Annotated in this window: 16 protein-coding genes; 11 read left to right on the forward strand and 5 right to left on the reverse strand. The window is 60.7% G+C overall.

Annotated features, from left to right (window positions below; translation table 11 throughout):
• Positions 1-12: 12 nt before the first annotated feature.
• Positions 13-1,419, forward strand: a complete 1,407-nt coding sequence (locus tag BVH01_RS16865) for an MATE family efflux transporter (RefSeq protein WP_075931450.1) — start codon at positions 13-15, stop codon at positions 1,417-1,419.
• Between the two features lie 288 nt (positions 1,420-1,707).
• Here the strand turns inward: BVH01_RS16865 and tusA are convergent, their stop codons facing one another.
• Together tusA and rlmM are read right to left on the reverse strand one after the other, a co-directional pair.
• The gene (tusA, locus tag BVH01_RS16870) at positions 1,708-1,950 is read right to left on the reverse strand and encodes a sulfurtransferase TusA (protein ID WP_070887113.1); all 243 of its coding nucleotides are present in this window, start codon (positions 1,948-1,950) and stop codon (positions 1,708-1,710) included.
• Between the two features lie 77 nt (positions 1,951-2,027).
• Positions 2,028-3,083: a 23S rRNA (cytidine(2498)-2'-O)-methyltransferase RlmM gene (rlmM, locus tag BVH01_RS16875; protein ID WP_075931451.1), complete on the reverse strand. Its 1,056-nt coding sequence runs from the start codon at positions 3,081-3,083 to the stop codon at positions 2,028-2,030.
• Between the two features lie 243 nt (positions 3,084-3,326).
• Here rlmM and acnA point away from each other — a divergent pair, with 243 nt between their 5' ends.
• From acnA to BVH01_RS16920, 10 genes are all read left to right on the forward strand, one after another.
• Positions 3,327-6,065, forward strand: a complete 2,739-nt coding sequence (acnA, locus tag BVH01_RS16880; protein WP_075931452.1) for an aconitate hydratase AcnA — start codon at positions 3,327-3,329, stop codon at positions 6,063-6,065.
• A 332-nt stretch (positions 6,066-6,397) separates the two neighbouring features.
• Positions 6,398-7,963 carry a PAS domain-containing methyl-accepting chemotaxis protein gene (locus BVH01_RS16885; RefSeq protein ID WP_027910400.1) on the forward strand — a complete coding sequence of 522 codons (1,566 nt, stop codon included), beginning with the start codon at positions 6,398-6,400 and terminating at the stop codon, positions 7,961-7,963.
• Positions 7,964-8,207: 244 nt separating this feature from the next.
• On the forward strand, positions 8,208-8,531 hold the full coding sequence (locus tag BVH01_RS16890; RefSeq protein ID WP_075931453.1) for a hypothetical protein: 324 nt from the start codon (positions 8,208-8,210) through the stop codon (positions 8,529-8,531).
• Between the two features lie 938 nt (positions 8,532-9,469).
• Entirely contained in the window at positions 9,470-10,090 is a 621-nt protein-coding gene (locus BVH01_RS24495; protein WP_139317863.1) for a hypothetical protein, read from the forward strand.
• Positions 10,091-10,307: 217 nt separating this feature from the next.
• Positions 10,308-10,802 (forward strand): DinB family protein, encoded by a 495-nt coding sequence (locus BVH01_RS16895; RefSeq protein WP_075931454.1) that lies wholly within the window; start codon positions 10,308-10,310, stop codon positions 10,800-10,802.
• Between the two features lie 42 nt (positions 10,803-10,844).
• Entirely contained in the window at positions 10,845-11,183 is a 339-nt protein-coding gene (locus tag BVH01_RS16900; protein WP_075931455.1) for a hypothetical protein, read from the forward strand.
• A 121-nt stretch (positions 11,184-11,304) separates the two neighbouring features.
• Positions 11,305-11,556, forward strand: coding sequence for a hypothetical protein (locus BVH01_RS16905; RefSeq protein ID WP_256562793.1), 252 nt, complete (start codon positions 11,305-11,307; stop codon positions 11,554-11,556).
• A 57-nt stretch (positions 11,557-11,613) separates the two neighbouring features.
• Positions 11,614-12,036, forward strand: a complete 423-nt coding sequence (locus BVH01_RS16910) for a GNAT family N-acetyltransferase (protein WP_075931457.1) — start codon at positions 11,614-11,616, stop codon at positions 12,034-12,036.
• Between the two features lie 29 nt (positions 12,037-12,065).
• Positions 12,066-12,227: a DUF2986 domain-containing protein gene (locus tag BVH01_RS16915; protein ID WP_075931458.1), complete on the forward strand. Its 162-nt coding sequence runs from the start codon at positions 12,066-12,068 to the stop codon at positions 12,225-12,227.
• 92 nt (positions 12,228-12,319) lie between these two features.
• Positions 12,320-12,625: a hypothetical protein gene (locus BVH01_RS16920; RefSeq protein WP_075931459.1), complete on the forward strand. Its 306-nt coding sequence runs from the start codon at positions 12,320-12,322 to the stop codon at positions 12,623-12,625.
• Positions 12,626-12,634: 9 nt separating this feature from the next.
• On the opposite strand, the gene BVH01_RS16925 is transcribed toward BVH01_RS16920, so the two are convergent.
• The 3 genes from BVH01_RS16925 to BVH01_RS16935 all read right to left on the reverse strand — a co-directional run bounded on the left by BVH01_RS16925 (position 12,635) and on the right by BVH01_RS16935 (position 14,236).
• Positions 12,635-13,036 (reverse strand): hypothetical protein, encoded by a 402-nt coding sequence (locus BVH01_RS16925; protein ID WP_139317864.1) that lies wholly within the window; start codon positions 13,034-13,036, stop codon positions 12,635-12,637.
• Positions 13,037-13,090: 54 nt separating this feature from the next.
• The gene (locus BVH01_RS16930) at positions 13,091-13,462 is read right to left on the reverse strand and encodes a hypothetical protein (RefSeq protein ID WP_075931461.1); all 372 of its coding nucleotides are present in this window, start codon (positions 13,460-13,462) and stop codon (positions 13,091-13,093) included.
• Between the two features lie 78 nt (positions 13,463-13,540).
• A complete protein-coding gene (locus tag BVH01_RS16935; protein ID WP_075931507.1) occupies positions 13,541-14,236 on the reverse strand; it encodes an alpha/beta family hydrolase in 696 nt (231 codons plus the stop codon).
• Positions 14,237-14,284: the final 48 nt, after the last annotated feature.

A 14,284-nucleotide genomic window follows, 5' to 3' on the forward strand; every position in this document is an offset into this window, starting at 1 on the left:
GTGAACCTTGTCATGCCTGCCCAATCCCGCCTGCAGCGGGTGCGCGCCGAACTGCGCACGCTGCTCGCCCTTGCCCTGCCGATCATCGTCGCGCAACTGGCGTACACCTCGATCGGCTTCGTCGATACCGTGATGTCCGGCCGCTTCAGCGCCCGCGACCTGGCCGCCGTGGCCCTGGGCAACTCGATCTGGGTGCCGGTGTTCCTGCTGATGACCGGCATTCTGCTGGCCACCACGCCGAAGGTGGCGCAGCGTTTCGGTGCCGGGCAACTCGACGAGATCGGCCCGCTGGTGCGCCAGGCGCTGTGGTTGGCGCTGGCTGTCGGCAGTGTGGCGGGCGTTTTGTTGTGGAACGCGGAATTCGCCCTGCGCGTGATGAAAGTCGATGAAGACCTGATCGAACCTGCCATGGGCTACCTGCACGGCGTGGCCTTCGGTTTTCCCTGCGTGGCGCTGTATCACGTGCTGCGCTGCTACAGCGACGGCATGGGCCGCACACGGCCAAGCATGGTGATCGGCTTGCTCGGCCTGCTGCTGAACATCCCCCTCAACTACGTGCTGATCTACGGCAAGCTCGGCATCCCGCCGCTTGGTAGCGTGGGCTGCGGCTGGGCCACGGCGGGCGTGATGGCCTTCATGCTGCTGGCGATGATCGTCTGGGTCCGGCGCGCTTCGGCCTATCGGCAAACCACGCCACTGCGCCGCTTCGAGCCGCCACGCTGGGCGCCGATCAAGCGCTTGCTGGGTATCGGCATGCCTATTGGCATTTCGGTATTTGCCGAGGCCAGCATCTTTTCGGTGATCGCCCTGCTGATCGGCAGCCTGGGCGCTACCGTGGTGGCCGGCCACCAGATCGCCCTGAACTTCGCCTCGCTGGTGTTCATGATCCCCTACTCCATCGGCATGGCCGCCACCGTTCGCATCGGCCAGGCGCTGGGCCGCGGCACCCCGCGTGACGCGCGCTTCGCCGCCGGCGTGAGCATGGTCACCGCCCTCGCGTACGCCTGTGTATCGGCGAGCTGCATGTTGTTGCTACGCGAGGACATTGCCGCGATCTACACGCCGGCAGCCGAGGTCATCGCCCTGGCGGCGAGCCTGATCGTCTATGCCGCGCTGTTCCAGTTCTCCGATGCCATCCAGGTCACGGCCGCAGGTGCATTGCGTGGCTATCAGGACACCCGGGCGACCATGATCATGACGCTGTTCGCCTATTGGGGTATCGGCCTGCCAGTCGGCTACGTGCTCGGCCTGACCGACCTGTTCGGCCCGGCCAGCGGCCCGGCAGGATTGTGGGAAGGCCTGATCGTCGGCCTGACCTGCGCCGCGTTGATGCTCACCCTGCGCCTGAAGATCAGCGCCAAACGGCGAATCTGGCTGATCGAAGCGCCAGGTCGCACGCATCCGAGTGCTAATTCATAGCAAGACGGCGCAAGCAGTGTCCGAGAATCCCTGTAGGAGCCGCGACCCGCGGCGAATCGCACCTACGACCCCGGCTCTCGCAGCAAGGCCACCATCGTTCGCGCCGAGGGCGACGCTCCTACTCGATTGGAGGTGCATCCGCGATCGTGTAGGAGCCGCGACCCGCGGCGAATCGCACCTACGACCCCGGTTCTCGCAGCAAGGCCACCATCGTTCGCGCCGAGGGCGACGCTCCTACTCGATTGGTGGTGCATCCGCGGTCGAGTACGAGCTGCAACCCGCGGCGAATCAATCAACCTTCTTGCGAATCCAGTACAGATAAGTCTCTGCATCCTGCGCCTGCTCCACCAGCTCGTGGCCGAGAAACACGCAGAACTTGGGAATGTCGCGCTGGGTCGAGGGATCGGTAGCGATGACCTTGAGCAGGCCGCCGGCCGGCAGGTCGCGCACCTTGTTGTGCAGCATCATCACCGGTTCGGGGCAGAACAGGCCGGTGGCGTCGAGGGTGTCGTCAGGGGTCGAATCGAGCATCACGGGCTCCGCTTGATCATTCTTGCTGCATTCGGGAAGTGGCTGCCGGCACGGGCAGCTCACCGTTCAAATTCGGTCTATTTGCTCAGCCGGCGCAGGTGGCAGGTCACTTCCTCGCGGTCGTGATACAGCTGCTTGCACGCGATGCTGGCCTTGACCTTGCGCGCGGCCAGGCCTTCGGCGATGCGTTCGAGCAGGCGCTGCACCTCGGCGTAGCGCTGCTTCATCGGCAACTTGAGGTTGACCACCGCCTCGCGGCAATGGCCCTCGCCGATCCAGGTTTCCAGCAGCGCGGCGCTGCGTGCGGGCTTCTCGACGATGTCGCAGACCATCCAGTCCACCGGCTGCTTGGGCTTCCAGGTGAAGCCGTCGACCATCAGGTGCTTGACCAGGCCGGTGTCCATCAGGCTTTCGGCCATCGGGCCGTTGTCGATGGCGGTCACCAACATGCCGCGGCGTACCAGCTGATAGGTCCAGCCGCCCGGTGCGGCGCCCAGGTCGACGCCGGTCATCTCGTCCGACAGGCGCTCATCCCACTGCTCACGCGGAATGAAGGTGTGCCAGGCCTCTTCGAGTTTCAGGGTCGAGCGGCTGGGCGCCTCGCGGGGGAACTTGAGGCGCGGAATGCCCATGGGCCAGATCGCCGAGTTGTTTGGCGCGGCCATGCCGAGAAATACCTCGCGGCCACTCTTGAAGGTCAGCAGCAGGCGCGGCGCACGGGCGCTCTCCGCCAGCTTGCCGGCGCCGCTCAGGGCCTTGCGCAGCGGGCCTTCGAACTTCTTGCAGAAGCCGGACAGCTCCTTGCCGTCGTTGGTGTCGAACACCTCCAGCCACAGGCTGCCGAAAACCGGCAGCGGCGCCAGGTGCTCGAGCAACACGCTGATACGATCCTTTTCGGGCAGCTCGATGAAGCTGCCGCGCGCCCACTGGCGGATGAAGATCAACTGGCTGAAGCGCAGCCCGGCCATCAGCCGCTCGGCGCCCGCCTCGTCACTGCAGATGAATTCGGCGCAGGCGGTGTCCGGCTTGGCCTTGGCGTAGCCGGGCACGTCGAGACGCGCGGCATGCTCGGATATCTCCGAACACACCTCGTTCTCGAAACCGGGGCGGCAGTGCAGTAACAAAGTCTTCATTTAAGCATCTCCATAGGCCGCGCATGATAGCGAAAACTGGAACCCAGGGCCTCTGCTCCCTGTCCAGAGAACAGCATCCCGGCATCGCCGGCTGCGCCTGCGGGCTATGCTCGACAGGTGCACGATCAGGCGACGGCTCACCGCAAGCCGCACGAGCCTGGCCAAGGGAATCATCGCGCAGGGCCACAGAGCGCCTGCCAAACCAGAACGGCTTGTACCGTGCAAGCCACAAGGAGATGCACGATGTCCTCCATCGATAGCCTGAACTGCCGCCGCACCCTCGACGTGGACGGTAAATCCTACGATTACTTCAGCCTGCCGGACGCCGCCAAACAGCTGGGCGACATCGACAAGCTGCCGGTTTCGCTCAAGGTGCTGCTGGAAAACCTGCTGCGCTGGCAAGACGACAAGACCGTCACCCAGGATGACCTGCAAGCCATCAGCGACTGGCTGGAAAAACGCAGCTCCGAGCGCGAGATCCAGTACCGCCCTGCCCGCGTATTGATGCAGGACTTCACCGGTGTGCCGGCGGTAGTCGACTTGGCCGCCATGCGCGACGCCATGGCCAAGGCCGGCGGCGACCCGCAGAAGATCAACCCGCTGTCGCCGGTCGACCTGGTGATCGACCACTCGGTGATGGTCGACAAGTTCGCCAGCCCCGAGGCATTTGGCGAGAACGTCGAGATCGAGATGCAGCGCAACGGCGAGCGCTACGCCTTCCTGCGCTGGGGCCAGAGCGCCTTCGACAACTTCAGCGTGGTACCGCCGGGCACCGGCATCTGCCACCAGGTGAACCTGGAATACCTGGGCCGCACCGTGTGGACCAAGGAAGAAGACGGCGTGACCTACGCCTACCCCGACACCCTGGTAGGCACCGACTCGCACACCACCATGATCAACGGCCTCGGCGTGTTGGGCTGGGGCGTGGGCGGCATCGAGGCGGAAGCGGCGATGCTCGGCCAGCCGGTGTCGATGCTGATTCCCGAAGTGATCGGCTTCAAGCTGACCGGCAAGCTCAAGGAAGGCATCACCGCCACCGACCTGGTGCTGACCGTCACCCAAATGCTGCGCAAGAAAGGCGTGGTCGGCAAATTCGTCGAGTTCTACGGCGACGGCCTGGCCGAACTGCCGCTCGCCGACCGCGCCACCATCGCCAACATGGCGCCGGAATACGGCGCCACCTGCGGTTTCTTCCCGGTCGATGAGATCACCCTGGATTACCTGCGTCTGTCCGGCCGACCTGATGAAACCGTCAAGCTGGTGGAAGCCTATTCCAAGGCTCAGGGCATGTGGCGCCAGGCCGGCAGCGAGCCGGTATTCACCGATACCTTGGAACTGGACATGGGCCAGGTCGAAGCCAGCCTGGCCGGCCCCAAACGCCCGCAGGATCGCGTTGCCCTGCCCCAAGTCGGCCAGGCGTTCGAAGACTTCCTCGGCCTGCAGCTCAAGCCGCCGCGTAAAGAGGAAGGTCGCCTGGAAAGCGAAGGCGGCGGTGGCGTGGCCGTCGGCAACGCCGCGCAGAACGAGATCCACTACGAGATGGACGGCCAGCGCCACCCGCTGAGCGACGGCGCCGTGGTGATCGCGGCGATCACCTCCTGCACCAATACCTCCAACCCGAGCGTGATGATGGCCGCCGGCCTCCTGGCCAAGAAGGCCGTGGAGAAAGGCCTCAAACGCAAGCCCTGGGTCAAGAGCTCGCTGGCGCCCGGCTCCAAGGTGGTGACCGAATACTTCGCCGCCGCCGGGCTCACCGAATACCTCGACAAGCTCGGCTTCGACCTGGTCGGCTACGGCTGTACCACCTGCATCGGCAACTCCGGCCCGCTGCCGGACCCGATCGAGAAGGCCATTCAGGAACATGACCTGACCGTCGCTTCGGTGCTGTCCGGCAACCGCAACTTCGAAGGCCGCGTGCATCCGCTGGTGAAAACCAACTGGCTCGCCTCGCCGCCCCTGGTGGTCGCCTATGCCCTGGCCGGCAGCGTGCGCGTGAATATCGCCGAGGAGCCGCTGGGTGAAGACCGCGACGGCAAGCCGGTGTACCTGCGCGACATCTGGCCGAGCCAGAAGGAAATCGCCGAGGCCGTACAGAAGGTCGACACCGCCATGTTCCGCAAGGAATACGCAGAGGTGTTCGAAGGCGACGAGCAGTGGCAGGCCATCCAGGTGCCGGAAGCCGACACCTACACCTGGCAGAACGACTCCACCTACATCCAGCACCCGCCGTTCTTCGAGGCCATCGACCAGGCGCCGCCGGCGATCACCGACATTGCCAATGCGCGCATCCTGGCGCTGCTCGGCGACTCGGTGACCACCGACCACATCTCCCCGGCCGGCAACATCAAGGCCGACAGCCCGGCCGGTCGCTACCTGCGCGAACAAGGCGTCGAGCCGCGCGACTTCAACTCCTACGGATCGCGCCGCGGCAACCATGAAGTGATGATGCGCGGCACCTTCGCCAACATCCGTATCCGCAACGAGATGCTCGACGGCGAAGAAGGCGGCATCACCCTGCACGTGCCGAGCGGCGAGAAGCTGGCGATCTACGATGCTTCCATGCGCTACCAGCAGGAAGGCACACCGCTGGTGGTGATCGCCGGCAAGGAATACGGCACCGGCTCCAGCCGCGACTGGGCGGCCAAGGGCACCAACCTGCTGGGCGTAAAAGCGGTGATCGCCGAGAGCTTCGAGCGTATCCACCGTTCCAACCTGGTGGGCATGGGTGTGCTGCCGCTGCAGTTCACCGGCGGCGCGGATCGCATGAGCCTGGGCCTGACCGGCAAGGAAACCCTGGCGATCAAGGGCCTGGACGGCGTCGAGGTGCGCCCGCACATGCCGCTGACGCTGGAGATCACCCGCGAAGATGGCAAGCTGGAGAGCGTCGAGCTGCTCTGCCGCATCGACACCCTCAACGAGGTCGAGTACTTCAAGGCCGGCGGCATCCTGCACTACGTGCTGCGCCAGCTGATCGCCAGCTGACGATCACCCGTGCAGCGTGGCTGCGCGGGAGGTTCCATAACCCGGGTCGAGCGCAGCGACACCCGGGTTTCTTTTGCGCGCTCGAACGTGCCCGCCCACCCTCGACCAATGGACCGTCGTTTTACCGGCGCCAAAACGTCCCACACCTTGAAAGTTGGGTACACTGCAGGCCTGCCACGCGTAAGCGATAACCATAAAAGCGTTGCCTGTAGGATCGGTCGCCCCAGCCGCAGCGGGGTCAGGACCACAGTCGTAGTCTGGTAGGTGGCGCGAACCATTGCCCGCCTGCCCTACTTCCTCCCTGGCAGCGCACTGACATCAGGGTAGATGCCATGCGTAACAACCAGCCCATTACCGGTAACGAGCGGACTTTTCCGGCGCAGCAACGCCTGATCTCGACCACCGACCTCAAGGGCCAGATCACCTACTGCAACGAAGCCTTCATCGAGATCAGCGGCTTCTCCCGCGACGAGCTGATCCGCGCGCCGCACAACCTGGTGCGCCACCCCGACGTGCCGCCCGCCGTGTTCGCCCATATGTGGGAAACCCTGAAAGCCGGCCGACCATGGATGGGCATCGTCAAGAACCGCTGCAAGAACGGCGACCACTACTGGGTCAACGCCTACGTGGTGCCGGTGCTGGATGACGGCAAGGTCACCGGCTACGAGTCGGTGCGCAGCAAGCCCACCGCCGAGCAGGTGCAACGCGCCCAGGCGCTCTATGGCCGCATCAACGCCGGCAAAGCGGCGATCCCCAGCCGCGACCGCTGGCTGCCGGTGGTGCAGAACTGGCTGCCGTTCATTCTGGTCAGCCAGGTCGGCTTTCTGGTCGGCGCCTGGCTGGACAGCACCTGGGGCTTCGTCGCCGCCGCCGCGCTGTCGATCCCCCTCGGCCTGCTCGGCCTGGCCTGGCAGAGCCGCGGCATCAAGCGCCTGCTGCAACTGGCCGAACAAAGCACCTCCGACCCGCTGATCGCGCAGATGTACACCGACAACGGCGGTGTCGAAGGCCGCCTGGAATTGTCCATCCTCAGCCAGGAAGCACGCCTGAAAACCTGCCTCACCCGCCTGCAGGACAGCGCCGAGAACCTCGCCAAGCAGGCGGCCCAGGCCGACGTGCTGGCCCACAACAGCTCCACCGGCCTGCAGCGCCAACGCGAAGAAACCGACCAGGTCGCCACCGCCGTCAACCAGATGGCCGCCACCACCCTGGAAGTGGCCAACAACGTGGCGCGCACCGCCATCGCCACCCAGGAAGCCAACCGCCTGACCCAGCAAGGCCGCGGCATCGCCAGCGAAACCCGCGAAGCGATCCAGCGCCTGTCTCTGTCGGTGGGCGAAACCGGCGAAACCGTCACCCGCCTCGCCCAGGACAGCAACGAAATCGGCGGCGTGGTCGACGTGATCAAGGGCATCGCCGACCAGACCAACCTGCTCGCCCTCAACGCCGCCATCGAAGCCGCCCGCGCCGGCGAAATGGGCCGCGGCTTCGCCGTGGTCGCCGACGAAGTCCGCTCCCTGGCGCAACGCACCGCCGAATCCACCGGCCAGATCCACGCCCTGATCGCCAAACTGCAACGCACCGCCGACGAAGCCGTGCTGACCATGGACATCGGCCGCAAACAGGCCGACGAAGGCGTCGAACGCGTGCAACAGGCCGACCAGGCCCTGGCCGGCATCAGCGACGCGGTGGCCAATATCAACGAAATGGCCGACCAGATCGCCGCCGCCGCCGAAGAACAAAGCGCCGTGGCCGACGAAATCAGCCGCAATATCACCACCATCGCTCAGCTATCCGACCAGACGGCTGGCGAGGCGCAAAGCACGGCGTTGTTGAGCGAGGAGCTGACCAGCACGGCGCAGGGGCAGTATTCGTTGGTGGCGCGGTTTAATCGGTAGGCAATTGAGGCGCAGCGTGATGTTGCGCCTTTTCGCTGGCGTCACGCCTAGGAACGACGTGAGACTCCGCACCTATCAACGTCTCGAAGGCGTGGTGTATAACTCGCCAAGCATCCCAGCACCTCGCTGTATGTCGCGAGCTAGACGGGCTCGGCAAAAGGGCACGGAATGTTATACACCACGCCCGTCGGGGAGTTATGCACCATTTGGTGTCTATTTATAGTTAGCTGCACAGGCAAAGAACATGGATGTCCGAAAATTTGAGCCAATGTCAACACGCCCATGCAAGTATTGCCTTGCCTTGCAAGATCATGCCGTATTTGCTGATTTTCAAATAAACGAAGACGGCAATCTCTACTTGATGCGAATTTCTTACGATACTTATGGCTGCTGTGAACCTGAAAATAAAATCATGGGAATAGAGATCACAAGTACCAATCAGTTAATTTCAGCTATTGAAAGCAATAATTTAAAAACACAAACAGTAACCTCAATACTGATTGGCTATTTTCGAGCACACAAGGATGTGCTCTGGGAAGATGCGCTATTGGAATATAAGCTTATTTGAGCTTTTGGTATGTATCAGCTAACAACTGGTTCAGATCGTTCGCTTCGCTCAATGGGACGGGCTAAAGCCCACCCCTTAACCAAACGTTAGAGCTAGGTATGCACCCCAAAAATATCAAACTATGGCTACTTATTTCGCTCGCGGCACTGTCAGTACGACTTTGTGCCGGCCTTTATTATCTATACGTAGGTTGCCCTAGAATTTTGGGAGAATGCTACAACGAAGGGGCGGATGCTGCTTTCTGGCCAATAACAATCTCGACGCTAACATTTTATGTATCTGCCCTAGCAATTATTATCATAGTAACAGTCAGAACGGCTATGATCCTGGTGCGCCTTTCGAGGCAAGTATTCACATTCAAAAAAACCACCTAATGGTTCAAGTTCTTTAGCTCCGCTCTCCGATACAGGCTAAAGCTCACTCCGTAACCAAACACCAGAAGCAACTCAACATGAGATTTTTTTGGAAAATAACTAGAGCAATAGCAGCACTAACAGCATTAACTGCACTATTGATTTTCCCAGCAACTATCTACGACGACATCTCAACGCAATGCACTGCAAACAAACGACTTATACAAAAAATCAGCCAACATTATCTCGGACAAGCCGCTAGATAGATACCAAGCTCTAAAAGACTCTTGCACCGCATCAACCTTTTGTATAATAAATAATTACTGCCCCACAAGTTACACGATCAGCTATAAAGATGGGAACTCTGAGTGCGCCGACGCTGAAACTGAGTGTTTTAGGGGAATATTCACACACATTCATAAATGCAACTTTTAACAATCACCCACACACCAAGAATCACTCTAACTCTTCTGTTTTTTTAAAATGCAGCAACGCCCTCTAACTATTGCCTCAAGCCGCTTACCTCACTCACCGGGACGAGCTAAAACTCCCACTTCATTCGAAAGCTATTTTTGGAGTCGTACGATGCGCTATGCATACTCACAGCCATGGACGTTGATACTGCTCCAAATCCTTTCCGCATCATCACATGCAAGTGAGTTTGAGATAACTGACAAACCAAGCATATACACCGTGAGAACTGTATGCGAGGCGGCAAAAAAACTTACTCCCACCAAGTATTACGATCTAGACAAAGGCTATTCCATTGACATTAACATGAAGGAGCATAGAGCCGACATAACCGGAGACGGCGCTGAGGAGATCATCACATTTACATATGTCGGCAGCGGACTTCAACCTACGATAAGGATTAGCCCACCCAACAATCCGTACATAGATGATCCGCGCTTCCCTTATGGCGTAAGCGAAAGACACGACTACAGCAGCGAATCTAATCGTTACTCTGTTATAAAACTGGACAACCATTTATTTTATGTCAACTTCTGGAGTGGTAAGCTTGATTCTGTAAACGCCAAAATTTCTAGACAGCGGACAAGCGATTCATTTAACTTTGCAAGCATTGCAACAACTTGCACATTCAACCCCATACCAACGTACACTTCAGAGGTCCTACTCTATTGCGGTCTACCTGATATAGCTAAAGAAAAGTACGACCAACCAAGCCGATGCATCTTTACGAAGTGAAATATAAAAGCAACTCAAGTCGCTCGCATCCGAAACGTCTCTCCAGCAGACGCCGGCACTATATGCAAACTATCCAACCGCTCAAGCGAAGGATGCGATGTCTAAATAGATTGATGAAGCGCCGGCTACGCCCCCGATTATCCTTCAAAATCGAGTTAATCTCCGTCTGACGATATTTATAGCCTCTCCCCTTCAAATAGCGCCTAAGGTCAACTCAATGCTCATCCACAACACCCTTAAATACAAAGCCTGGGCAGACCGCCGAACGCTGGACGCGGTCGCTCAGCTCGATCCATTGGCGCAGTCCGAAGCGCTGGCCTTCGCGCGGCAGCAGCTCAACCATCTGGTTCGCGTGGAAGAGTTGTTCCGCGCGCGGCTGCTTGGGGAGCAGGCGCCCCATGACAGCACCAACACCGATACCCTGCCCCAGCTCGATGAGCTTGATCGCAGGCTGACAGCGGCCAATCAGTGGTTGGCCGCGTACCTCGATGGCCTTGCGTCTGGGCAGCTTCAAGAGCCCATTCGCTTTATTTTCGTGGATGGCAAGCAGGGCATGTTGAGCCGTGAAGAAGCGATCTTTCACCTGGTCAACCACGGCACCTATCATCGCGGCGCCATCGGCCACGCTCTTGACCGGGCTGAGGGTAACCGGCCTGCTGATACCTACACGGTGTTTATCCATGGGGCAGAGCCTGAGCGTAGGAACGCCTGAGGCATACTCCCCGTTCGATACAGACTCACCACCCGGCGCGCCATGAACAATTCGCAAAACCAGTTGGATGAATTGATCGCTCACCTTGCGGCGCTCATCGACATTCTCGCCCTCGACCCAGATAGCCACTGGGCCGCGCATTTCCGCAATTGCCTGACGACAGCCAGAGCGCTGGTGGGCAGCAGTCACGATGGGGAAGAACTGACCAGCCTGGCGTGCTCGGTTATGTCCGTTTATGGCGGCATGGGCAGCTTCAACGATTACGCGCCGTGGCAGAATGGTCGCTTAATTGCCGGCATGGAGTCGCTGGATGAGGCGTCTAACCGCGTCTATATGGCGGCCCAGGCGATAAGGCTGCGCGATGCCACAGACGTAGACTGACTTGCCGCATAGACCACAGCAAAGGCCACCTGAATCGATGTCCATCACTAGCCTATCCGACCTATTCCAAACCGAGCCCATCAGTTGGGGCTGCCGGGGTGATCCCTATCTGTGGCAGGAAATGAGCGAGGTGCTGGCCACGCAGCCGCTTCCGCCAAGCGAGGCGCAACTGGCCGAAATCCTCGAGGCCACCTTCGAACGCCTGGTTGGCTTGCCGACAAGCGCGGAAGTGTCCACGGTGTTCGTCGAGCGGCACGCCCATGGCGGCATGTCGTCGGGCCATATTAGCCTGAAGTTCTGGCGCGAGACGGCCGTACCCTTGTTGCTCGCGCGCTACCATGCAGCCTTTATCCTCGGCGACGCGCGTTCTTAATCACCCGGCAGCCGTTTATCGCAGGCTCCGTATCATGCCCAGCAAAGGACCCATCGAATGACCGACACCGCCTACTCCCTCGTGCATGCCATTCCGTCGGTGGAAACCTATCGCCATCTGCGCACGGCAGCCGGGCTGAGCGGCAAGACCGTCGAGGCGGCGAGCCGCGGCCTGCCCAATAGTCTATTCGCCGTGCAGGTGCTCTGCGCCGGCGAGCCGGTGGGGATGGGCCGGGTGATCGGCGATGGCGGCGCGTTCTATCAGGTGGTGGATATCGCCGTGCTGCCGGAGCATCAAGGCCGCGGCCTGGGGAAAATGATCATGGCGGCGATCAGCGATTACATCGCCCGCGAGGTGCCGGAGTCTGGCTACGTCAGCCTGATCGCCGACGGCGAAGCGTACCGCCTGTATCAGCAGTTCGGCTTTGCACTTACAGCGCCGGCAAGCCAAGGCATGGCCCTGAAGAAAACCCCGGGCTGAAGCGCTCGACACTTACCACAGGTACCCAGATGAATCGCCGCAAGAAGATCAAGCAGTTGCTGGAGGCACACGCCAAGAAGGCCAATGCCAAGCTGGCACCCAAGAGCAACAAGCCCAAATACATCAGTAAGGCCGACCGGGCGAAGCTGGAAGCCGAGGCTGCCGAAAGCCCGAGCAGCGCCACCGAGTAACGCAAACTGCTTCATTAGTTTTCCATCAGGCACAGGACCGCGCAACTGAAGCCACACTGGCAATGGCTACCCACTAACAAGGACGCCCTGACATGAGCCAGAACGCTTACAACCGCCTGCGCAGCCAGGTGGATTTTCTGGAATCACTGCTCGCCGTGCTGGTGATCGCCCTGTTCGCCCTGGTGATCGTTGGCGCTCCGGATTTCGCGGTAATCACTCTGGCCGTGATCATCGGCGGCGGCCTGCTCAATCTGTATCGCCAGCATCAGTTGCTGGAGTGTTACAGCTGCCCCAAGTGTGGCGAGTCGCCCCATCACAGAATCGACGAGCGTGCGGGTGAGCAACACGACCATGGCACAACCAGCTGTCTGCATTGTGGGCAGCGGCTTATGGAGTGAGCACCCCAATTAGAAGTCGCTAGCGGGATACGCGATGGAAGCCTGGCTTACCTTTCCATCTTTGAAAATTACGACCAGCGAACTGTACCTCCAATCCCAATGACACTGGCCAAGACTGAAGTGAAATTGATTGGGAAGGACGGTGTCTGCCTCGCCGAGCAGCTCCATCACCGCCGCTTGCGGCATACCGGCCAGGCTGTGGTTATTCGATAGAAATAGAGCCATACCTCCGCGTACGCATCCGGGGTCATTAAGCCTTGCTTCGTGGCTCAGGCTGCGCCACTGCATGGCATTGAATGGCTGCTCTTGTTCATGCATCGCCGTGAAGTTCAAATAGAGGAATGACGCGCAAACCACCAGCGCGATAACCCAGATACAGGTCCACGGCCTTGCCATGTGATACCAAACCATTTGAGAAACCCGACAATTACCTAGAATTAATGACAGCGGGCTGCCTTCACAAAATCAAGGCGCCGACCGCGGCCCGGCGCAACGACTCTTGTTCCACTCATCAGCCAGCACGCTTGGCGCCACGCCCTGGCCGGGAATGGCGACGAACCCCATGGGCGCCGTGCGCTTTCCGTCTTTACCGATATAACTGAATCGGCCGCAGGTGCCGTGGTGGTCACTGAGGATCAGTGTTGCGGGGTCTGCGCCGGCGCCGCGCACGTAGTCCTTCATCATCTCGATGGATACTGGATTCGCCGGCACGCCCGCCAGGTACCACTTGCTCTTGCCCAGCAGCATGATCAGGCACAACAGGATGCCCGCCCATAGCGCCAGGCGTTTGAAGCGCTTGGCGCTTCGGTGAATCTGCAGCACGTCGCGGTAATGCATCCCTGATTTCCTGCCTCCCAATCCCAACTGCCGATGTTAACCAGCGAGGTGCATCAGGGCTGCGACGCAGGCCTGCTTTCAGCGCTTCTTGGCGTGCTCGCGCAGAAAGCCCGCCACCGCATCCGCCGCCGAATCCAGATGCTGTTCGTGGCTGTAGCCGGACACCTTCAGCGGTTTGAGGTCGTGGTCGCCCGCCGTCAGCCAGCACAGTTCGATTGCCGCCGAGAGTTGGTAACCGGCCACGGTGTGGCGGTCGCCCATGGCGTCGCGTTCGCCCTGCACGATGAGGGTCGGCGTTTTCAGGTCGGCCAGGTGCGCGGTGCGCGGTTTGTCGGCCTTGCCGATGGCGTGGAAGGGGTAGCCCAGGCAAACCAGGCCGTCAGCATCCAGTTCGTCGGCCAACAGACTGGCCATGCGCCCGCCCATGGATTTGCCACCGATGGCCAACGGCCCCGTGACCTGGCGTCGCACGGCGGCGTACACGCTTCGCCAGCAGTCGAGCAGTTTGGCCTGTGGGTTGGGTGGGCTTTTCTTGCCGTCCTGGCGGCGCGCGGCCATGTAGTCGAACTCGAAGCGCACCACCGTCAGCCCGCGGGCGGCGAGCTTGCCTGCCATCAGGTTCATGAAGTCGCTGTCCATCGGCGCGCCGGCGCCGTGGGCGAGGATCAGGGTGGCCTGGCTGGCGCCCGTCGGCCGATCCCAGAGCAGCGCTGGCGCTGGGCTTTCCTGTGCCTGTTGACCGGCGTCAATACCGCTTCGCTGCCCTTCTCGCATGCTTGCCTCGCTCATAAAAAAGCCCTTTTTCGTGTACGGATTTGTCCG

The sequence above is a fragment of the Pseudomonas sp. PA1(2017) genome (assembly GCF_001945375.1).
Taxonomy (GTDB): domain Bacteria; phylum Pseudomonadota; class Gammaproteobacteria; order Pseudomonadales; family Pseudomonadaceae; genus Aquipseudomonas.